Source organism: Secundilactobacillus sp. MJ173 (genome assembly GCF_059704265.1).
This window is the reverse complement of the sequence record NZ_BAAKGN010000058.1, coordinates 40376-60294: the sequence shown is the minus strand read 5'-3', so window position 1 is coordinate 60294 and position 19919 is coordinate 40376. Positions and strand designations below refer to the sequence as shown.

The window sequence follows — 19919 nt, the reverse complement described above, 5'->3', positions numbered from 1 at the left end:
TCAGGGGATTTTTGTTTTGAGCCCTTATGCGTCATTCTTTAAACGCTTGTTTTCACACTCTTCAGTGGAATCGTCACATTAAAAATCGAGCCCTTAGGTTGATTATCCTTCACGTTAATCTTACCGTGATGCCGAGTGACAATCCATTTGGCGATTGCTAAGCCGAGGCCGTTACCACCGGTTTTAGAATTACGCGATTTATCAGTGCGGTAAAAACGTTCAAAAATCTTTGTTTTTTCCGAATCCGCAATTCCTGGTCCAGTATCCGCCACTTGTAAGTGCAAGGCTTCATGCTGAAGGGGATCATGGATGCGTTTGGCGTTAACGGTGACGGTGCCGTTGGCTGGCGTGTATTTAATGGCGTTGTCCAGGAGGATGGTGAGTACCTGACGGATGAGGTCGGGGTCAAATAAACCGTGACCAGAGACGTCAATATCGGCCTTAAGCTGCTTTTGCTGGCTGGTGGCAATGTCGGTATACGGTTTAACGGACTTTTCCAGCCATGGCTGGAGGTCAACATCGGTTTGGTTAAGTTGAATCACGTTAGAATCCGATCTTGCCAGCATGAGGAGTTGATTGGTCAATGTTTGCATGTGCCGAACTTCATCTAGAGCTGTTGAGACTTCCTCAGCTTCATCCATAACTCTTGATTTAGGCTTAGTTAGCAAATACTCCAGTTGATTTTGAATCACGGTCAGCGGCGTTCGTAGTTCATGGGCAGCGTTGCCAGAGAAATCACGCTGCTTGCGCCATGCGAGAATGATGGGTTTCATACTTGAACGAGAGAGCAAATAAGCAATCGCAATCGCTAGTATCCAGAAAATGATCAATGTCGTCACCAAGGCAGTTCTGAAGTTAGTCAATGCTTGCAGATCAGCATCGATATTTTTCATAATTAACACGTAACGTCCTGCGTAAACGGGATTAGGATTCGATTTGGGGACCTTGATCAACAACGTTTTAAAGTGGCCCGTAATCCCATCCGCCGTTAGGGTCAAGGTAGTGATTCGATTCAAGTGGCGCTTGACTAATCGGGTATCTTTAAGCAGAGCGTAATCTCGTTCACCCAGCATGGGATCGTTGATGACCTGGCCGTTCTTGTCAAATACCACTAGATTGGCCCGAAAAGAGCCATCCTTGGGTGGCAGCTGGTTTCTTGCTTTTTGTGCTTCACTGCCCATGAGGTGATTGCTCTTAGGAATAGGGGAATTTTGCATGATTTGATTCTTTTGCCACTGCAAGCCGTGATCCATTTCGCGATAGATCGACTGATAGAAGAAAAAGTAAACCACCAGTCCTAAAGCAGCAAAAAGGAGCGCAAAGGTAATCAGTTCTTTAATGAAGAGCTGCCATTGCTGGTGCTTTTCGGCAGTTTGACTTTTCATAATTAAGCCTCCGTCTCCAGCATGTAACCCACGTTTCTCAGTGTCCGGATTGGCTGATCACTGGTCACGTTTTTGATTTTTTTGCGCAAATTACTCATGTAAACTTCCACGACTGACAACGCGGTTTCTGAGTCGAATCCCCAAAGCCGGTCAAAGATTTGTTCCTTCGTAATAATGGTATCGGGATTCTGTAAGAAATAGATCAGCAGATCGTATTCTTTGCCATTCAGTGTAAGATTCTCGCCCTTTAGAGAGACTGTGCGGCTATTTAGATTAGCGTTAAAATCTGCCACTGTGAGTTGGTTGTCGGTACCCAAACTACCGGTTCGTCGTAATAGTGCCTTCACCCGCATGATGAGTTCTTCACGGTGGAAAGGCTTGGTGAGGTAGTCGTCGGCACCTAATTGGAAGCCGCGAACTTTGTCATCTAAGGTATCCTTGGCGGTTAAGATGAGGACGGGCATTTCTAACTGGCATTCGTGGCGCCAATACTTCAAAATATCATAGCCATTGATCTGGGGTAGCATCAAATCCAGTACCGCAAGATCGTAGATGCCATCCTGTCCCATCATCTGGCCCTCAAGCCCATCGTTGCTGACCGTGATTTCAGCGATCTCTGATAAAAAGCGCTCTAGGTTTTTAGCTAATGCATCATCATCTTCAACGATTAAGATTTTCAAACTTTTACTCATTCGTGACCTCCCTGTCTGTTTCATAATAGTTTATACTAAGTATTCCGAAGGGCGTTGGTCAATCGTTTTGACTAAATTGTAATAATATTGTGAGAAAGACATCTCACATACTGGCCGAAAGAACGATTTCTCACGAAACGTTTAAAATTTGGTGTCATTCGGTGTGATTAATTGACCTTTTCACCCAGAATCAGTAATCTATGACTAACGAATAAAGTAAGGAGTGGCTGCTGTGCGCTATCAAGGTTGGTTAACATGGGTCACATTAGGGCTTGCCGTTGCGTTTGTGCCAATGGCAGTGGATTCCAAACCAGCACCCATTAATTTTGGCAGTCAGATTACAAAACTGATTGAACAAGTTGACCCAAATTTTAAAACAACGACTCAGCAGACACAAAAGCAGGAAGTGTCGGCGGGAGATACGCCAATCGAATCGATTGTTCAGAATCGCAAATTATCCCGGACCTACTACTATCATTTTGATGCGAACGTTTCTGCCAGTGCTAAAGCGGTTTTCGAGAATGCCGTCGCCGTTTATAATCAAACGGGTATCGTTAAACTGGTACCGGGCGATGGTACTGACCGGCAGAATTCGGTGACTTTTTTCGAGTATTCTAAGCAAATGGCAAATAGTGGCAACACCACTACCATGATTGAATCAGGCCATGGTGGTCCGCAAATTATTCAGCAGACTGGCTGGAACGCTTATACCGCCAACCATGCCCGTGCTGGACTTAACGCATACTATCCGGCTGCTTCGATGAGAAAATCAGTGGCAATTCATGAATTGGGGCATGCGCTAGGGCTAGATCATAGTCGTTACCGTAATTCAGTGATGTATCCAGTGGATCAAGGAAACACGAGCTTATCAGCCGGTGATATTGGCGGACTAAAGACGATTTACGGTACGGAGGGTAAGTAGTCATGCGTAACGCAACAAAGCAGCAACAAGCAAAATGGCTTGTCATTTATCATATATTTGTTGCTATTTTAGCGGTTGTCTCCAGTATTCTGGCTGGTTTGATGATGCTGCACGTTAAAGTCGGTTTGACTGGATGGATCATGTATCAAGGATTATTGGTATTTTTTGTCGTTGATTACGTCATCAGGTTAATTTTTACCAAGAACCGCAAATGGTTCCTGATTAATAACGCTTTTGATTTGTTAGGTATTTTACCCATGCACCCAGCGTTTTCACTTTTTCGGCTAGCAAGAATCTTTCGCATGATTCGAACGCACCACGTCTTCTGGCGGTTAGGCATTTCGGGTAAATGGACCCGCGAGTTTCACCGATTTACCTATGATACCGGGTTTATTTACCTCTTTACGATCAGTGTGGTGATTATTTGCCTGAGCGCGCTGCTATTTTCTATCGTCGAACACCAGACACTTTCGGAGTCGTTATGGTGGGCGATTACCACAGCGACGACCGTTGGTTATGGCGATGATTCGCCACATACCGCTTGGGGGAAATTGATTGCCACCGTTTTAATGCTTGGCGGTGTCGGTTTTATTGGTTTGCTGACCAGTACGATTACCGACTTCTTCACGGATCGAACGGGACAGGCTGATGCGCAACAGCAGCAAAACGAGGCTTTAACACAGCAGATTCAACAGTTAACGCAAGAAGTGTCGCAGCTATCTAAGAAAGTCGATCAACTAAAAAAATGATGAGATATAAAAAACTCAGGCACCTCACGAGAAGTGTCTGAGTTTTTTATATGTAATCCGACTGAACCGGTATGATTAGTACCAGTGATGTGCTTGCCAGAACTTTTTAGCTTTTGTCCATGAACCATAACGGCTGCTGACATATTTGTTAGCAACTTTTTCTTGGTTAACTGGGCTATAGTTACCATGAAGGTAAGACTTCAGTAATTGATAACGGCCATAACAGTTTCCGTTACGAGCTGAGTAGTTATAACGAGATTCGCGATAAGCGATCCAGTTCTTGGCCTTTTTTTGAGTTTTAGATAAGTTAGCGTTGATTTTAGCAATTTGTTTTGCTTGGCTAGCAGTCACCTTAGTTGAGGCTTGTGCTGTCGTGGTTTGTGGTTGCGCAGTGATGCTTGATGTAACGTCGGTGCCCATTCCAAAGGCGAATCCGAAAATCAAGAAGAACGCTGCTAATTTTATTTTTATATTCGCTTTTGACATATATTTAAAAATCCCCTTATTTGTTTATCACTATTGACCAGCATACACGGGGAATGTTTCATTTATGTTAACTAACAATTACCATGAGATTAAGTTATATGACAATATTTAGTTTTAAAACCGGTATTTAACGTGTCTTTGTTACAAAAAAGTTCCAGACTGATTGATGATGACAGCCTGGAACTTCTTATATTAGGATTTAAAATTAATTATCTGGGTTGACCAGTTTCTGGATCAAAGCCCTTTTCAGCAGCACGTTCACGAAGACTTGTTTCAATATCTTCAAGTGAACGGTTACGAGTTTCAATAGCCTTCTTGTGCACGAACCAGATGGCGAATACACAGAAGAGGGCGTAGATTAAGAACAGACGGGCGATACCTTGACCTTCTGGGTTTGATACACCCTTTGGTTCGAAGGCAACTAGCAAAACAGTAAAGGTTTCGGAAACACAGAAGTTAGCGAACCAGTTAACTGCGGCACCGAATGAGTTACCTAACCCACGAATGTTCAATGGGAAAGCTTCACCAATCATTAACCACATTACGGGGCCCCAAGTTGCTGAGAAGAAGGCGATGTAAAGGGTTAAACCAACAACGGCGATCCATGAACCTAAGTTACCACCACCGGCGTGTAAGGCTAACATGGCGATTGACATAGCGAACAATGAAGCAGCCATCCCAATAGCACCACCAGTCAACATCTTTTTACGATCAACTTTATCCATGATACTTACGGCAACAGCAGTCACAATCACGTTAAAGATACCAATAACGATATGTGATTGAAGAGCAAAGTGGGTACTGAACCCAGCTGAAATGAAGATGGTTGGTGCATAGTAGAGAACAGTGTTACAACCCATGACTTGTTGTAAAATAGCTAACCCAACGGCCATAACGAGAACTGGACGAGCAACTGGTCCGAAGAGTTCTTTCCAACCGCCAGAAGGAATAGCAGCTTGAACCTTGATGGCACTCAGTTCTTTTTGAGCCACTTTTTCGTCTGGGTTAAATTGACGCAGAACGGAAAGTGCTTGTGCTTCATCATTCTTCCGAACAAGGAACCGTGGTGATTCTGGTAAGAAGATGGCACCGATCCAGAGAAGGGCTGCAGGAATAGCAGCTAATCCTAACATCCACCGCCAACTGATACTTTCAGAAAGGTTTAAACCACCCTGTGGTGAGAACCATTCGTTAAAGACATAAGCGAAGAAGATACCGGTCATAACCATTAATTGGAACAGCGACCCGACACCACCACGTTTTTCAGCTGGAGCAAGTTCAGCTAAGTACGTTGGAATCAATGATGATGCGGCCCCAACGGCGATACCTAAACAGAACCGGAAAGAAACAAGGGCAATGTATTCAGGTGAAAAGGCTGAACCTAAGGCTGCAAAGAAGAAGATGATTGCGGCGGTGATCAACAAGTGACGACGCCCAAACCTATCGGACAACGGCCCGATAAAGGCGGCACCAAAGACGGCACCAATTGAAGTAGATGCGGTTAAGAAACCGTATTGAAATGAACCATTTGCAATGTTTAACTCGTGACCAATGAATAACATGGCACCGGAAATAACACCGGTATCGTACCCAAACAACAGACCACCTAAAGCACCAAAGAAGTAGATAATGCCAACTGGCATATGATGTTGGGTCTTAGTACCTGCATTCGACATAGACAGATCCTCCTATCAAATAAATGATGGTTACGTTGTGTGACTAATAATGGCAGTAACCGCTTACAAAACAACAATAATAAAAATAATATAGAAACAGTGTGGGCTGATTCTTGATAAGTTGGTTTACAGAAGCAACTAACCAAATGATAGTATAACCACCTTAACTATAAAATGCAAGCCCTTTCATTATTGGGTATTCGCAATTATCCGGCATGTGAAAACCAATTGGAACTGATGAGCCGCTAAAAGTATAATGATTTCAAGTATTAAATAACTTAATTAATTTCAGCAATGTTATTTTGCACAATCTAAAAAAATTGATCCAGCACAAAAGCTGACCAGCAGTCTCAAACGACTACTGGTCAGCTTTTCAGTGTGGTTCGGAACTATTCAACGTTAATCGTTACTTCAATATTGCCACGGGTTGCTTTAGCGTAAGGGCAAATGGTTTCCGCAATTGCCATGTATTTCTTCGTATCAGCTTCATTCAGGCCTTCGATATGCCCAAACAAGTCTACACCGATATGGAAGTCGGGTTCATCGCCTTCTTGATATAGGGAGACTTTTGCGCGAACAGTGGGTTCGCCAGTCACACCAGCCTGCTGTAAGGCGATGTCTAAGGCACCGTTAAAACAGGAAGCAAACCCTGCCGCAAAGAGTTGTTCAGGGTTGGTAGTGTCTTTATCCACGCCAGGGGTGCCAATTTTAAAATCCCATTTGCGGTCGTTGGACCATACTTCACCAGAACGGCCGCCTTTGTTTGTCATCGTTGTGGTATAGAGCTTTTTTGCCATTTAGATTACCTCATTTCAGAGAATTAAGTTGTGTACAATTTAATTATATCTGATTCTTCTAAAAAGGCAATAAAAGCGCTTACTTTAATTTAACATTTAAGCTTAAATAGGCTATTTACCGCGAAAAGTGGGAAACGGGTAGAGTACCGGAAAATGCATGTCGTAAGACCTAAGTGTTACAATTGACTTAGATGTTTTAAGACAGTTGTTCAAAATTGAGACAGAGAGGATGGGATAAAACCGATGTATTTATCAATGGAACATCTCAACAAGACATACAGTGGCGGTAAAGTTGCCGTGGAGGATTTTAACTTAGAAGTTGAAAAGGGCGAATTCGTATGCTTCATTGGGACGTCAGGATCTGGTAAGACAACAACTATGCGGATGATTAACCGGATGTTACAGCAAACATCTGGCACGATTAAAATTGATGGTCAAGATATTAGTCAAATGGATCCAGTGAAATTACGCCGAAAGATTGGCTACGTGATTCAAAATATTGGTTTAATGCCACACATGACGATTCGTCAAAATATTACCTTGGTACCACGTTTACTCAAGTGGCCACAAGCTAAGATGGATGAACGCGCTAAGGAAATGATTAAGTTAGTTGATTTGCCAGAGGAGTTTTTGGATCGTTATCCCTCTGAACTTTCTGGTGGTCAGCAACAACGAATCGGGGTTGTCCGGGCGTTAGCTGCTGATCAAGATATCATTTTAATGGATGAACCATACGGGGCTTTGGATCCGATTACCCGTGAATCACTACAAGATCTGATTAAAGATCTGCAGACTCGACTGGGTAAGACGGTTATTTTTGTGACCCATGATATGGATGAAGCTTTAACACTGGCTACAAAAATCGTTGTGATGGATGGCGGTAAAATCATGCAGGTGGCGTCACCTGACGAGATTTTACGCCACCCTGCAAACGAATTTGTTGAAAACCTGATTGGTAAGGATCGTCTGATTCAAGCGCGTCCAAGCATCACCACAGTTGGTCAGGTTATGCTGACCAGCGTGGCTTCAATCACACCTGATCGTCTGTTGAAGGAAGCTTTGAAGTTAATGCATGATCGGCGAGTTGATTCGCTGTTAGTGACTGACGATGGCGGTACTTTGAAGGGGTATCTTGATATTGAAGATATCGATTATAACTTTAAAACGGCTACTAGTGTTGGCGATGTCATGCATAACGATGTGTTCTACGTTAAGTCAGATTCTTTGGTTCGAGATACGGTTGAGCGAATTTTGAAACGCGGTTTTAAGAACGTTCCTGTCGTTGATAACAATAACCATTTAGTCGGAATCGTGACCCGTGCGGCGCTAGTTGATATTGTTTACGATGCGCTTTGGGGCGATGAAGATAAAAAGGACGATAGCGAGGATGCCGAGACTGATGCAGCAACTGCAGATCAAGGTGGTGACGCTAAATGATGCACTTTTTAGCGGTCTACGGACTGTCTTTGCTGGGTAAAACCTGGCAGCATCTTTACATTTCTGGTCTTTCTCTAGGTTTAGGGATCATTGTGGCGGTGCCAGTAGGGGTGGCTTTGACGCGAACTAAGCGAACGGCAAGCATCGTGGTTTCCATTGCTAGTATGCTTCAAACCATTCCTGCATTAGCGCTATTAGCCTTTATGATTCCGATTTTTGGAATCGGTGCTAAACCGGCGATCGTTGCCCTGTTTATTTATTCGTTACTACCAATTTTACGGAATACCTATATTGGTATGAACGATGTGGATCCAACCTTGAAGGATGCCGCGAAGGGTATGGGAATGACCAGTTGGCAATCCATCATTAAGGTGGAAGTCCCGTTGGCTGCGCCGGTGATTATGTCAGGTATTAGATTATCGGCTACGTATGTTATCGCTTGGGCAGCCTTAGCATCATATATTGGTGCTGGCGGACTGGGTGACTTTATTTTCAACGGTTTGAACTTGTACCGTAGTGATTTGATTCTTGGCGGTTCAATTCCGGTGATTATTTTGGCGCTGGTGGTTGACTGGCTGTTAGGCAAAGTCGAAGCAGCGTTAACACCAAGAACATCAGAAGGATAGGAGGGGAAAACGTGAAAAACATCAAAAGATGGCTAATCATGTTGGGCTTCTCCCTACTGTGTGTGATTGGATTAGCCGGCTGCGGCTTTCCCGGATTAGCTGGAAGCGGTAGCGACACGATTCGGATTGCCTCACAAAACACCACTGAACAGCAGATTATGTCCTATATGTTACAAGACATGATTCAGCATGATACGAAGTTACACACGACCATTATTAATAATTTGGGTTCAGGAAACGTTTCTTTTAATGCGTTAAAAAATGATCAGGCTGATATTTCGGCGATTCGATATGTTGGGACTGATTTAACGACCATTATGAATCGAAAAGTTGATCGTAACCCAGAAGAGGCTACTAAAAAGGTTGAAACGTACTTTAACGATAAATATCATATGACTTACTTCAAATCATACGGGTTCGCGGATACGTATGTTTGGATGGTGACCCAAAAGACTGCCAAAAAGTATCATTTGAATAGCGTCAGCGATCTTAAAGCGGTTGCTGGTAAGATGAACGTTGGTATCGACCAAATATGGCTTAACCGAAGAGGCGATGGCTATGATGGTTTCCAGAAGGTGTATGGCTACAAGTTTGGCGCGGTTCATCCGATGCAAATCGGATTGGTTTATGATGCGGTTGCTAACGATAAAATGGATGCGATTTTAGGGTACTCAACTGATGGGCGTGTCGGTAGCTATAACTTGAAGATGCTAAAAGATGACAAGCACTTCTTCCCACCGTACACGGCAAGTGCCGTGGCAACCAACAAAGTTTTGAAGCAACATCCAGAACTGAAGCCAGTTATTAATAAGCTAAGCGGCAAGATTGATTTGAAGACCATGCAGCAGCTTAACTATAAAGTTGATAATGACTTGATGGAGCCGGAAGTGGTTGCTAAGCAATTTCTTGAACAACATCATTACTTTGAAGGGAGTGGCAATTAATGGCGAAGATGAATCTATGGGAACAGCTAGTTTATTACTATAGTCATAATGGGGCATACGTGCTCTCCCAGTTTAGCCGTCACTTCTTAATTTCAATTTATGGTGTGCTGCTGGCTGCCATTGTTGGGATACCGATTGGGATTTTCATCGCTCATCATACAAAGTTGAATGGGATCGTGATTGGGATTGCTAACGTGATTCAAACCATCCCATCATTGGCGATGTTGTCGATCATCATGATTGGTTTAGGTTTAGGAGTTAACACTGTTATTGTAACGGTGTTCCTATATTCGCTGCTGCCAATCATCAAGAATACGGATGCGGGGATGCGAAACGTTGACCCGGCATTGCTGGACGCGGGAACTGGTATGGGGATGACCCGGATGCAGTTACTGCGATTGGTGGAAATTCCGTTGTCCATGTCCGTGATCATGGCTGGTTTGAGAAATGCGCTAGTGCTGGCCATTGGGATTACCGCTATCGGGACCTTCGTGGGCGCCGGTGGTTTAGGGGACATCATCATTCGGGGGACAAATGCCACGAATGGGACGGCCATCATCTTGGCGGGGGCGTTACCAACCGCGTTGATGGCGATTATTCTTGACCTAGTTTTGGGCTGGGTGGAGAAAAAGGTGGATCCAACGGCGTAGAAGGTGCGGAAGCGGGCGTTAAGAGAGCGGAGTGTAAGACGGTTCCGGCAAAAATCCCGGGTCTGGATTTATGCCGGAATTGACTTACATGCAGCTCTCTGCCCGCTGGAGCCTGATTAGGCTATGAAGCAAGGAAGCGCAAGCAAAAAATCCCGAACTTGGATTTATGGCTGAAGTCCCTTACATGCAGCTCTCTGCCCGCTGGAGCCCAATTAGGCTATGACGCCAAAAAACTGAATTTAGAAGCTGACTTACACTCCGCTCTCTGCTCAGTGTAGCCCGATTAAACAATGTAAAATAAATAAGGTATTTGAACTAACAAACCATAGTTAGTCCAAATACCTTATTTTTATTGCCATTAACTTTTCTCAACACGCAAAATCTTCACCTGATAACTCCCATTAGGCGAGCTAATCGTCACGACATCATCAGTAGTATGATTCAGCAACGCTTGTCCAATCGGCGATGAGAGTGAAACCTTATTGTGATCGATATCCGCTTCAGGATTGCCCACTAGTTCAAAGGTCTCTTCTGATTGGTCATCTTCGAACTGCAGCGTAACGCTCTTGCCAATTTCAATCACAGCGTTATCAGCAGGTTCATACACCTGTGCGTATCGGAGTTGTTTTTCTAAGTAACGCAGGCGACTTTCCAAATGACGCAAGTCGCGCTTAGCTGCGCTGTATTCAGCATTCTCAGATAAATCACCCAGCGCGCGGGCCGCCGAAAGTGCCTTGATTCGTGCAGGACGTTCTTTCTTCACTGCCTCGATTTCAGCGGCAATTTTATCATAACCGGCCTGAGTGACTTTGTTAAAGTACGGTTGCATACCCAAACTCTTTTCTACTCAATTTTTGCGCCAAGGACGTGTTCGAAGTGACCCAATGCCCAGTCTTGTCCGGCTGGTGTTAAGGCTGCTACGCCATCCTTGTGAACAATGATATGATAGCCCAGATTATAGGCATCAACGGCGGTGTGAAGTACACAAATGTCGGTGCAGACCCCTACAAGATGAACTGTGTCAACGTGCCGCTCACGTAAGCGGATGTCTAAGTCGGTTCCGGCAAAGGCGCTGTAACGGGTTTTGTCATACATATAAACCTTTTCATCATTTTGGTGTTCTTCAAACCACGGCTTGAGCTGACCGTAAAATTCACGGCCCCAAGTGTCGCGAACGTTATGCGGTGGAAATAACTTGGTTTCAGGATGATACGGGTCGTTGGGTTTGTGAACGTCTGTGGGTAGAATCACCCAGCTACCGTCAGCTTCAAACTGATCGGCTAAGTTAATAATTGCTGGTTCCAAAACTTGCCCAGGTTTACCACAAGTCAGGGCACCGTCGTCATGTACAAAATCGTTCGTATAATCAATAATGAGTAACGCTTCGTTTGCTGCCATATGATTGCCTCCGAATGTTTAGTCAAATTGACGCAGAAATTCTGATAACTTGCTAAGTCCTTTTTTCAAAGTGACTTCATCAGTACAATAACCTAATCGAACGTGTCCTGGCAAGTCAAAACGCTCTCCTGGTACCAATAAAACGCCGGTTTCTTTGAGTAATCGTAAACAGAAGCTTTCAGTAGCTTCCGGAATGTCGATTTTGATGCAGGAAGTAGAAACAGCTTGAGGTAGTACGGCACTGACATGGGGTTCAGAAACCACCCAGTCCTTTAAGATTCCAAGATTATTTAACACCAGCTTGCGATTACGTGCCAATATCTGATCTCGATGCTGCAAAATATAAACCGCTAAAACATCGTTCCAGACACCGCCGCAGATCATGGTGTAGTCGCGGTACTTTCTAAATAAGTCAGTGACTTCATCGCTAGCCACAGTCCAGCCGATGCGAACGCCGGGGAAGGAATAAGTTTTTGATAGGGAGTTGGTGGCGATACCACGGTCGTAAAGGTCAACGATGGAAGTAAAGTTCTCAAAGTCGTCTAGTGGCTGATAAACTTCATCAATTAAGATATACGCGTCAACCGTTTTGGCTAAATCGACAACTTGCTGTAAAAAGGCTTTATTCAGTAAGGTACCGGTTGGATTATTAGCGTTGTTCAAGCAAATCATTTTGGTGTTGGGCCGAATGAGCTTTTTCAGTTCATTAATATCTGGATACCAGTCGTCCGCTTCATGAATATGCCAAAAGTCCACCTCAGCGCCCAGTGACCGCGGAATATCGTACAACTGCTGATAGGAGGAATATTCGCTGATGACGTGGTCGCCAGGTTCAATCAGCGAATAGAGTGCTAAATAGTTAGCGCCAGTTGCCCCGTTAGTTTGGAGCACCTGACTTGGCTGAACATGATCATAAAGCCCGCTAACTAGGTTTTTGAATTCTGGTGAGCCTTCGATCCAGCCATAGTTCATTTTGGTATGTGATAATTGGTCGTAAAGGACGCTTTCATCATCACCAGTCATTTTAAGTAATTCTGCGATGGTCATTGAATCGATGGTACTTTGAGAGATATCATATTTAGCGCTTTTTTCCCACTGGTTAAGCCAGTTTTCAACGCCAAATTCTGCAATTTTCATTGGAGACTCCTTTTTTCTGTATTAAAGTTTTTTTGATTGTTGAAGCACTCATTTTCAGGTATTCTATAGAAAATGTAATAACGAATGTTGTTGACCTATTTAACAATAGTGTACAATAGAATGGACTTATAGCCAAAGGAGGGGAACGTATTGTCGAGTGCAATCCGTAACAGAATGCAGTTACATCAACAAAATATTCAGTCGGTGCTTGCCGAAGTTTTTAACCATCAGCCAATCTCGAGAATTGAAATTTCCCGAAACTTAGCACTCAACAAGTCCACGGTTTCCTCTCTGTACAGAGATTTGAAAGAACAGGGCTACGTTGAAGAACTTGGTGAAGGGGACGCATCGAACGTTGGCGGTCGTAAACCGGTTTTACTAGCGATTAACAGGCGATACGGCTACACCATGAACTTTGATTTTGGTTACCGTCACTTACACGTGATGCAAAACAACTTATCTGGTGACGTTCTGTCATACAAACAAGTTAATGTTAAGGGATTGACATTAAAACAAATTTTACCGTTGATTAACCATGAATTAGAAAGTGTAGCAAGTCAGGATAACACAAGTCACGGCTTGTTGGGAATCAGTTTTGCCATTCACGGGACTGTTGATCAAAATACGGTGACTTATTCGCCTTTCTTGGATATGGAAAAGGTGGATTTAGCCGATTATTATACGAGAAAATTCCAGGTGCCAGTTTTACTGGAAAACGAAGCTAACGTTTCAGCGGTGTATGAACGGGATTTTAATAAGACCAATGAACAGTTAGAAAATATGGTAACAATCAGTATTCACCGTGGGATCGGTGCCGGGCTGATTATCAATCGAAAGTTGCATCGTGGTACCCACGGTGAAGCAGGCGAAATTGGGCGATCGGTCCTGATTAATGGTAACTGGTCTGACGAGCCCGGAAAAGTGGAAGATTTTTGTTCCGAAGATGCTATTATTACGCAGGTTCAGGCTGCGAAGAATGCTGAGAACATGTCCCGTGAGGACGTTGTACAGCTATTTAAGCAGGGTGATGACGCAACTAAGGTGGCTTTAAGGGGCTTCGTGACAAGCGTTGCTCAGATTATTTACAACGTTGCCAATAGTTTTGATCCAGACATTGTCTTCTTGAACTCGCCACTATTAGAAGCGTTACCGGAACTGGAACCGCAAATTGAGGCGGTATATGCTAAAATGGCGCCAACTATACTGATACCAGTCAAATTAACCCATAACTCTCATTACGCAACGCTGCTGGGTGGCTGTGCCTTAGTCACACGTGAAGCATTGGGAATGGAAGATGCTAACTTGAACTTTGAAGCACAAACAACCGTATTGTAATGTGGAATTCAGGATCTCTTACAGAGCTTCCTGAATTTTTTTGGTCGGTGTAATCCCGATATTATCGCTTTTTTGGGAATTTAAGCACATTAAAAAAATGAAAGGGCTTGTATTTTTGTATGTAAGCGCTATACTATATCTTGTGAGTTGGTTGTTTGAACAAACTAATTAATTGATGATTTGATTTTAAAAAATTTAGGAGGCTTCTTCATGGCTGAACAACTATGGGACATGGATAAGATTAAGTATGTTGGTAACTCAAATTTAAGTTCTGGTGCTGAATTTCACTATTACAACCCAGACGAAGTTGTCGGCGGTAAGAAAATGCGTGACTGGTTACGGTTCTCTGTAGCATACTGGCACACATTCGATCAACGTTTGGTAGACCCATTCGGTGACGGAACTGCAATGCGTCCATACGACAAGTACACTGATCCAATGGACAACGCATTAGCTAAGGTTGATTACGCATTTGAATTTTACGACAAATTAGGTAATGACTTCCTTTGCTTCCATGATCGTGACTTAGCTCCAGAAGGCGACACTTTACGTGAAACCAACGCTAACTTGGACAAAGTCGTTGACCGGATCGTTGAAAACCAAAAGACCACTGGCATGAAGGTATTATGGAACACTTCAAACATGTTCACTAACCCTCGTTTCGTTGCTGGTGCTGGTACTTCACCATACGCTGACATCTTTGCTTACTCTGCTGCTCAATTGAAGCACAGTTTGGAAATTGGTAAGCGTGTCGGTTCTGAAAACTATGTCTTCTGGGGTGGCCGTGAAGGTTACGAATCACTTTGGAACACCAACATGAAGCTTGAACAAGAACATGCTGCTAAGTTATTCCACATGGCTAAGGATTACGCTAACGAAATTGGCTTCGATGCACAAATGTTGCTCGAACCAAAGCCAAAGGAACCAACGACTCACCAATACGACTTTGATGCTGCTACCACTATCGCATTCATGAAGGAATACGACTTGGATAAAGACTTCAAGCTGAACTTGGAAGGCAACCATGCTAACTTAGCTGGTCATACTTACCAACACGAAATCCGTGTTGCCCGTGAAGCTGGCTTACTTGGTTCATTGGATGCCAACCAAGGTGACAAGTTGATCGGCTGGGATATTGATGAATATCCTTCAAACCTTTACGAGACTACTGCAGCAATGTACGAAGTTCTTGAAAACGGCGGTATCGGCCCTCGCGGTGGTTTGAACTTCGATGCTAAGCCTCGTCGTTCATCATTCGAAGCAAATGACTTATTCTACGGTCACATTGTAGGTATGGATAGCTTTGCTGCCGGCTTACGTGTTGCTGCAAAGATGAAGGAAGACGGCGTTCTTGAAAACATCGTTAAGGAACGTTACAGCTCATACGATTCAGGCATTGGTGCCGACATCGAAAGTGGTAAGGCAACCTTCAAGACCCTTGAAGATTACTCACTTGACAAGACCCAAGCTGAATTACGTGCCGCAACTTCTTCAGATCACTTGGAACAAATCAAAGATACCATCAACCATTACATTGTTAACGTTTTAGGCAAATAATGTGATTTAAAGAAGCAGCCAGTGGACCGATTGTCTGCTGACTGCTTTTTTTGATTGTTATAATAGTTATAAAGGAGCGAGATCATGAACGAATATGTATTAGGAGTCGACTTGGGCACCAGTGCTGTTAAGGTTTCAGCAATGAACCGTGATGGCGAAATCGTTGCTCAGCAAAGTTTCGACTATCCATTGATCCAATCACGGCCAGGGTACAGTGAACAGAATCCAGAAGACTGGGTATCAGGGACCACTGTGGCCATTGTAAGATTAATTTTGGACGATCACATTAAGCCTGAAGAAATTTCAGGGATCAGTTTTTCTGGTCAAATGCACGGTTTAGTTTTACTGGATGCAAATAACCAAGTTTTGCGGCCTGCTATTCTCTGGAACGATACCCGGACAACCAAACAGTGTCGCGAAATTGAGGCCAAACTGGGTTCAGAGTTTATTGATATTACCAAGAATAAGCCCCTTGAAGGCTTTACTTTACCTAAGATGCTGTGGGTTAAGGAAAACGAACCAGACATCTGGTCACAAGCTAAGACCTTCTTACTGCCAAAAGATTACGTTCGGTATCGGATGACCGGCAAGCTTGGTATGGATTACTCAGACGCTACCGGTACTGTTTTGTTAGACGTTAAGGACGGCAAGTGGAGCCAAACAATCTGTGACGCCTTCGATATTCCAATGTCCATGTGTCCACCTTTGATGAAGTCGATTGATTCAGCAGGTACGATCTCAAGCAGCTATGCAATCTTCTCCGGACTAGATACCCACACGCAAGTCTTCGGTGGTGCAGCTGATAACGCTGCTGGTGCTGTTGGTGCAGGTATCCTGTCACCTAACATGGTGCTTTCAAGCATTGGGACTTCTGGTGTTGTACTGAAGTATGAGGAAGACCCAACTGTTGATTATCATGGTGTGCTTCAATTTGAAGATCACGCTATTCCGGATTCTTATTACTCAATGGGTGTTACCTTGGCTGCCGGTTATTCACTGAACTGGTTCAAACGGACTTTCGCCAAAGATGATTCGTTTAACGACATGGTGGCTAGTGCTGCTGAATCCACAGTGGGGGCCAACGGACTTCTTTACACGCCTTATATCGTCGGTGAACGGGCACCGCACGCGGATGCTGACATCCGTGGGAGCTTTACTGGTGTGGATGGTACCCACAAGAAGACCGACTTCGTTCGTGCCGTTCTGGAAGGCATCATCTTCTCATTCAAGGATATCATGGATATCTACGACGAGAACGATAAGCAATTTGATACGGTTGTTGCTATCGGCGGTGGTGCCAAGAGCCCTCTGTGGCTGCAAATTCAAGCTGATATCTTCAATAAGAAGGTTGTCAGCTTAACCAACGAGCAGGGGCCTGGTATGGGTGCCGCAATGATCGCCGCTGTTGGTTTAGGTTGGTTCAAAGACTTCCACGAATGTGCTGAAAAGTTCGTTCACTTTGGTAAGACTTACCTGCCAAACCCTGATAATGCTAAGAAGTATGATCAGTTGCACAAGATTTACACACAGGTTTATGAGCAAACTAAGGGCATCAGCCAACAGCTGCTTGAATACCGGCGGAATAACTAATATTAATTAAGCGTCATGTTTAAGAATTAAATAAAGCACCAGCATAGTCGTCTGTGAGCGGCTGTGCTGGTGCTTTTGTATTGGGTTTGAAGCATAGCAGAATCCTTATTAAGCCGGTTTTTTGGAACTATCGATAGGGGGGAGATAGTTGCTTCCAAATAAAAACATCCCTTCAATTTAATGAAAGGATGTCTTTGTGTGAGTTGTATTGCTATAGTTTCAAATTAAAGGGTGAAGTTACCTGAACCACCGTTTAACTTGAAGCTCTTAACTTCGCCATCAGCATGGAAGTTTACCGTTGAGGTACCCTTCAAGCCGTCTGAGGTGACCGTTAAGGTGTTGCCTTGGCGCTGTGCCTTAACACTACCAACAGGCTTACCTTTTTGATCAACAACGCGAGTAGTAGCGGTGTTACCGTCAGCTAATTCGTAGATGTTGATGTCAGGAGCGTCTGTGTAGTCGTATTGCGCATGCTTTGCACCAGGGTGACGCAGGATAATGCTGTTATCTCTAGCTAATAATGGGAGATTGAGCATATCGTAGTTTTCTGAGAACCACTTACCACTTTCAACGTGATAGCTCTTTTCAGTCAAGATGTTAGTCCAGTTACCAGCTGGCAAGTAGTACTTAACATCGCCTTCAGCGTTGAAGATAGGAGCAACGATTAATTTGCTACCTAACATGTATTGTTGTTCAAGATGGTAGGTGTTGCGATCGTTTGTGTATTCGAGGAAGAGTGGTCGCATCAATGGTGTACCAGTTTCATGAGTGTTAACAGATTCGTCGTAAATGTAAGGCATGAGTGAAAGCTTCAAGTTAACGAATTTACGAGTGTTTTCCACCGCTTCGTCATCGAAGATCCACGGAACCTTGTATTGACCTGAACCATGGTAACGTGAATGAGAACTCAAGAGGCCAAATTGCGTCCAACGCTTGTAAAGGTCTGGCGTAGCTTGTTCTTCAAATCCACTAATATCATGAGCCCAGAAGCCAAATCCTGAAAGTAAGAAGGAAAGTCCGCCACGCAGAGAGTCAGACATTGACTTGTAACGGCTCAAGCAATCGCCGCCCCAGTGAACTGGGTACTTTTGAGAACCAACTGTTGCTGAACGTGCAAAGACAACGGCTTCGTCCTTACCTTTTTCTTGTGCAATGATGCTGTAAACAGCCTGGTTGTACTGGTAAGTGTAGTAGTTATGTTCGCGCTTAGGATCTGAACCATCGAAGAAGACAGCATCTTCAACAGGGATTCGTTCACCAAAGTCGGTCTTGAAGCAATCAACACCCATATCCAATAGGTCTTTTAGCTTGCTTTGGTACCACTTAACAGCGTCTGGGTTAGTGAAGTCAACGAAGCCGTTACCAGCTTGCCAGAGATCCCATTGCCAGACATTGCCATCTTGACGTTTGATTAAGTAACCATGATCTCTGCCTTCTTTAAACAGAGGTGACTTTTGAGCAATGTACGGGTTAAGCCATACACAAACTTTAACGCCACGATCATGAACCTTCTTGATCAAACCTTCTGGATCTGGGAATTGATCGCGGTCCCACAGAAGTGTTGACCATTCAAACCCTTTTTGCCAGAAGCAATCAAAGTGAAAGACATCCAACGGAATCTTCCGTTCAGCCATGCCGTCGATAAACTTAAGGACGGTTTCTTCACTGTAATCAGTCGTAAATGAAGTTGATAACCAAAGACCGAATGTCCATGCTGGTGGGAGTGAAATCTTACCAGTGAGGCGAGTGTACTTGTCCAAAACGCCCTTTGGAGTAGGGCCGTCAATGACGTAGTACTGCATTGATTGGCCTTCAATACTGAATTGAGTTCGGTCAACGTTTTCTGAAGCAATTTCAAAGGAAACGGTTTCAGGTTGGTCGACAAAGACTCCATAACCTTCACTAGTTAAGTAGAAAGGAATGTTCTTGTAAGCTTGTTCAGAACCAGTACCACCATCTTTGTTAACGATGTCAACAGATTGACCATTCTTAACAAGAGAGCCGAAACGTTCGCCAAGACCGTAAACCAGTTCGTCAACACCCATGGAAAGTTGTTCTCTCATGTAGTGTTTGCCAGTTGACTTGTCTAAGATAACCCCTTCAGCCTTTTCCATCGATTTGGTAATCGTCTTACCATTACGTTGGAAATCAAGTTCGAAGTGACCCTTAAATGGTGCTTTAACAGCCAAATCACCAGATTGATAAGAAATTTCCTTATCATTAGTCGTGATCTTAACATTTGGATGTTCATTTTCCAGTTCAAATGAAGGAGTCTTATCAGGTTGGTCAAAATGAATTAACTTAACACCGATAACGCCTTCCATTGGGGATGTGAGTTCAATCGTCGACATCCCTAAATTTAATTCATCACCACGTTCGTTTATGTACTTGAACGGAGCGTAAAGTGTTAATTTATCGCCGTCTTGTTTGACGTCGAAAACTTCCTTTGGCGACTGAATCTCATATTGAGGTCGGTCTAACCAATAACCATTCGTAAACTTCATGGAAAAAGCACCTCTATTACGTTAGTTTAGAAAT

The 19919-nt window shown here is 43.8% G+C and carries 18 protein-coding genes; 9 read left to right on the top strand and 9 right to left on the bottom strand.

Translation table 11 applies throughout. The features are described from left to right. Window positions 1-38 precede the first annotated feature (38 nt). Complete coding sequence (locus AC6H04_RS08645; protein WP_497571277.1) at window positions 39-1385, bottom strand: sensor histidine kinase; 1347 nt, start codon at window positions 1383-1385, stop codon at window positions 39-41. Between the two features lie 2 nt (window positions 1386-1387). Beyond that, window positions 1388-2077: a response regulator transcription factor gene (locus AC6H04_RS08640; RefSeq protein ID WP_497571276.1), complete on the bottom strand. Its 690-nt coding sequence runs from the start codon at window positions 2075-2077 to the stop codon at window positions 1388-1390. A gap of 232 nt (window positions 2078-2309) precedes the next feature. Here AC6H04_RS08640 and AC6H04_RS08635 point away from each other — a divergent pair, with 232 nt between their 5' ends. Further along, window positions 2310-2999, top strand: coding sequence for a M57 family metalloprotease (locus AC6H04_RS08635; RefSeq protein WP_497571275.1), 690 nt, complete (start codon window positions 2310-2312; stop codon window positions 2997-2999). 2 nt (window positions 3000-3001) lie between these two features. Further along, window positions 3002-3748 (top strand): potassium channel family protein, encoded by a 747-nt coding sequence (locus tag AC6H04_RS08630; RefSeq protein WP_497571274.1) that lies wholly within the window; start codon window positions 3002-3004, stop codon window positions 3746-3748. Window positions 3749-3823: 75 nt separating this feature from the next. Here the strand turns inward: AC6H04_RS08630 and AC6H04_RS08625 are convergent, their stop codons facing one another. From AC6H04_RS08625 to AC6H04_RS08615, 3 genes are all read right to left on the bottom strand, one after another. Next, window positions 3824-4168, bottom strand: coding sequence for an aggregation-promoting factor C-terminal-like domain-containing protein (locus AC6H04_RS08625; RefSeq protein ID WP_497571308.1), 345 nt, complete (start codon window positions 4166-4168; stop codon window positions 3824-3826). A gap of 275 nt (window positions 4169-4443) precedes the next feature. Beyond that, a complete protein-coding gene (locus AC6H04_RS08620) occupies window positions 4444-5910 on the bottom strand; it encodes a sugar porter family MFS transporter (RefSeq protein ID WP_497571273.1) in 1467 nt (488 codons plus the stop codon). 389 nt (window positions 5911-6299) lie between these two features. Beyond that, entirely contained in the window at window positions 6300-6707 is a 408-nt protein-coding gene (locus AC6H04_RS08615; RefSeq protein WP_497571272.1) for an Ohr family peroxiredoxin, read from the bottom strand. Window positions 6708-6950: 243 nt separating this feature from the next. Here AC6H04_RS08615 and AC6H04_RS08610 point away from each other — a divergent pair, with 243 nt between their 5' ends. Genes AC6H04_RS08610 through AC6H04_RS08595 form a run of 4 tightly spaced genes read left to right on the top strand, consistent with a single transcriptional unit; the run spans window position 6951 to window position 10364 of the window. After that, window positions 6951-8144, top strand: coding sequence for a betaine/proline/choline family ABC transporter ATP-binding protein (locus AC6H04_RS08610; RefSeq protein WP_497571271.1), 1194 nt, complete (start codon window positions 6951-6953; stop codon window positions 8142-8144). Beyond that, window positions 8141-8770, top strand: coding sequence for an ABC transporter permease (locus AC6H04_RS08605; RefSeq protein WP_497571270.1), 630 nt, complete (start codon window positions 8141-8143; stop codon window positions 8768-8770). Before AC6H04_RS08610 ends, AC6H04_RS08605 begins: the two co-directional genes overlap by 4 nt. Before the next feature lie 11 nt (window positions 8771-8781). After that, window positions 8782-9714: an osmoprotectant ABC transporter substrate-binding protein gene (locus AC6H04_RS08600; RefSeq protein WP_497571269.1), complete on the top strand. Its 933-nt coding sequence runs from the start codon at window positions 8782-8784 to the stop codon at window positions 9712-9714. Beyond that, window positions 9714-10364: an ABC transporter permease gene (locus AC6H04_RS08595; protein ID WP_098823646.1), complete on the top strand. Its 651-nt coding sequence runs from the start codon at window positions 9714-9716 to the stop codon at window positions 10362-10364. Before AC6H04_RS08600 ends, AC6H04_RS08595 begins: the two co-directional genes overlap by 1 nt. Before the next feature lie 358 nt (window positions 10365-10722). Here AC6H04_RS08595 and greA read toward each other — a convergent pair whose 3' ends face one another. From greA to AC6H04_RS08580, 3 genes are read right to left on the bottom strand one after another with little or no spacing between them, the layout of a single operon-like run. Then, the gene (gene greA, locus AC6H04_RS08590) at window positions 10723-11193 is read right to left on the bottom strand and encodes a transcription elongation factor GreA (protein ID WP_497571268.1); all 471 of its coding nucleotides are present in this window, start codon (window positions 11191-11193) and stop codon (window positions 10723-10725) included. Window positions 11194-11207: 14 nt separating this feature from the next. Then, window positions 11208-11762: a cysteine hydrolase family protein gene (locus AC6H04_RS08585; RefSeq protein ID WP_497571267.1), complete on the bottom strand. Its 555-nt coding sequence runs from the start codon at window positions 11760-11762 to the stop codon at window positions 11208-11210. Window positions 11763-11780: 18 nt separating this feature from the next. Next, window positions 11781-12899: an aminotransferase gene (locus AC6H04_RS08580; protein WP_497571266.1), complete on the bottom strand. Its 1119-nt coding sequence runs from the start codon at window positions 12897-12899 to the stop codon at window positions 11781-11783. A gap of 150 nt (window positions 12900-13049) precedes the next feature. Between AC6H04_RS08580 and AC6H04_RS08575 the strand changes: the two genes are divergently transcribed. The 3 genes from AC6H04_RS08575 to xylB all read left to right on the top strand — a co-directional run bounded on the left by AC6H04_RS08575 (window position 13050) and on the right by xylB (window position 17381). Then, window positions 13050-14234, top strand: coding sequence for an ROK family transcriptional regulator (locus AC6H04_RS08575; RefSeq protein WP_497571265.1), 1185 nt, complete (start codon window positions 13050-13052; stop codon window positions 14232-14234). Window positions 14235-14444: 210 nt separating this feature from the next. Further along, window positions 14445-15791 (top strand): xylose isomerase, encoded by a 1347-nt coding sequence (gene xylA / locus AC6H04_RS08570; protein ID WP_497571264.1) that lies wholly within the window; start codon window positions 14445-14447, stop codon window positions 15789-15791. An 84-nt stretch (window positions 15792-15875) separates the two neighbouring features. Further along, window positions 15876-17381, top strand: coding sequence for a xylulokinase (gene xylB / locus AC6H04_RS08565; protein WP_497571263.1), 1506 nt, complete (start codon window positions 15876-15878; stop codon window positions 17379-17381). 224 nt (window positions 17382-17605) lie between these two features. Here xylB and yicI read toward each other — a convergent pair whose 3' ends face one another. Continuing rightward, the gene (gene yicI / locus AC6H04_RS08560) at window positions 17606-19885 is read right to left on the bottom strand and encodes an alpha-xylosidase (RefSeq protein WP_497571262.1); all 2280 of its coding nucleotides are present in this window, start codon (window positions 19883-19885) and stop codon (window positions 17606-17608) included. Window positions 19886-19919 lie beyond the last annotated feature (34 nt).

What these genes read in the sequence shown, in the direction of transcription:
- AC6H04_RS08645 (WP_497571277.1), bottom strand. Translation starts at nt 1,385, where the DNA reads ATGAAAAGTCAAACTGCCGAAAAGCACCAGCAATGGCAGCTCTTCATT.
- AC6H04_RS08640 (WP_497571276.1), bottom strand. Translation starts at nt 2,077, where the DNA reads ATGAGTAAAAGTTTGAAAATCTTAATCGTTGAAGATGATGATGCATTA.
- AC6H04_RS08630 (WP_497571274.1), top strand. Translation starts at nt 3,002, where the DNA reads ATGCGTAACGCAACAAAGCAGCAACAAGCAAAATGGCTTGTCATTTAT.
- AC6H04_RS08625 (WP_497571308.1), bottom strand. Translation starts at nt 4,168, where the DNA reads ATGGGCACCGACGTTACATCAAGCATCACTGCGCAACCACAAACCACG.
- AC6H04_RS08620 (WP_497571273.1), bottom strand. Translation starts at nt 5,910, where the DNA reads ATGTCGAATGCAGGTACTAAGACCCAACATCATATGCCAGTTGGCATT.
- AC6H04_RS08615 (WP_497571272.1), bottom strand. Translation starts at nt 6,707, where the DNA reads ATGGCAAAAAAGCTCTATACCACAACGATGACAAACAAAGGCGGCCGT.
- AC6H04_RS08610 (WP_497571271.1), top strand. Translation starts at nt 6,951, where the DNA reads ATGTATTTATCAATGGAACATCTCAACAAGACATACAGTGGCGGTAAA.
- AC6H04_RS08605 (WP_497571270.1), top strand. Translation starts at nt 8,141, where the DNA reads ATGATGCACTTTTTAGCGGTCTACGGACTGTCTTTGCTGGGTAAAACC.
- AC6H04_RS08595 (WP_098823646.1), top strand. Translation starts at nt 9,714, where the DNA reads ATGGCGAAGATGAATCTATGGGAACAGCTAGTTTATTACTATAGTCAT.
- greA (WP_497571268.1), bottom strand. Translation starts at nt 11,193, where the DNA reads ATGCAACCGTACTTTAACAAAGTCACTCAGGCCGGTTATGATAAAATT.
- AC6H04_RS08585 (WP_497571267.1), bottom strand. Translation starts at nt 11,762, where the DNA reads ATGGCAGCAAACGAAGCGTTACTCATTATTGATTATACGAACGATTTT.
- AC6H04_RS08580 (WP_497571266.1), bottom strand. Translation starts at nt 12,899, where the DNA reads ATGAAAATTGCAGAATTTGGCGTTGAAAACTGGCTTAACCAGTGGGAA.
- xylA (WP_497571264.1), top strand. Translation starts at nt 14,445, where the DNA reads ATGGCTGAACAACTATGGGACATGGATAAGATTAAGTATGTTGGTAAC.
- xylB (WP_497571263.1), top strand. Translation starts at nt 15,876, where the DNA reads ATGAACGAATATGTATTAGGAGTCGACTTGGGCACCAGTGCTGTTAAG.
- yicI (WP_497571262.1), bottom strand. Translation starts at nt 19,885, where the DNA reads ATGAAGTTTACGAATGGTTATTGGTTAGACCGACCTCAATATGAGATT.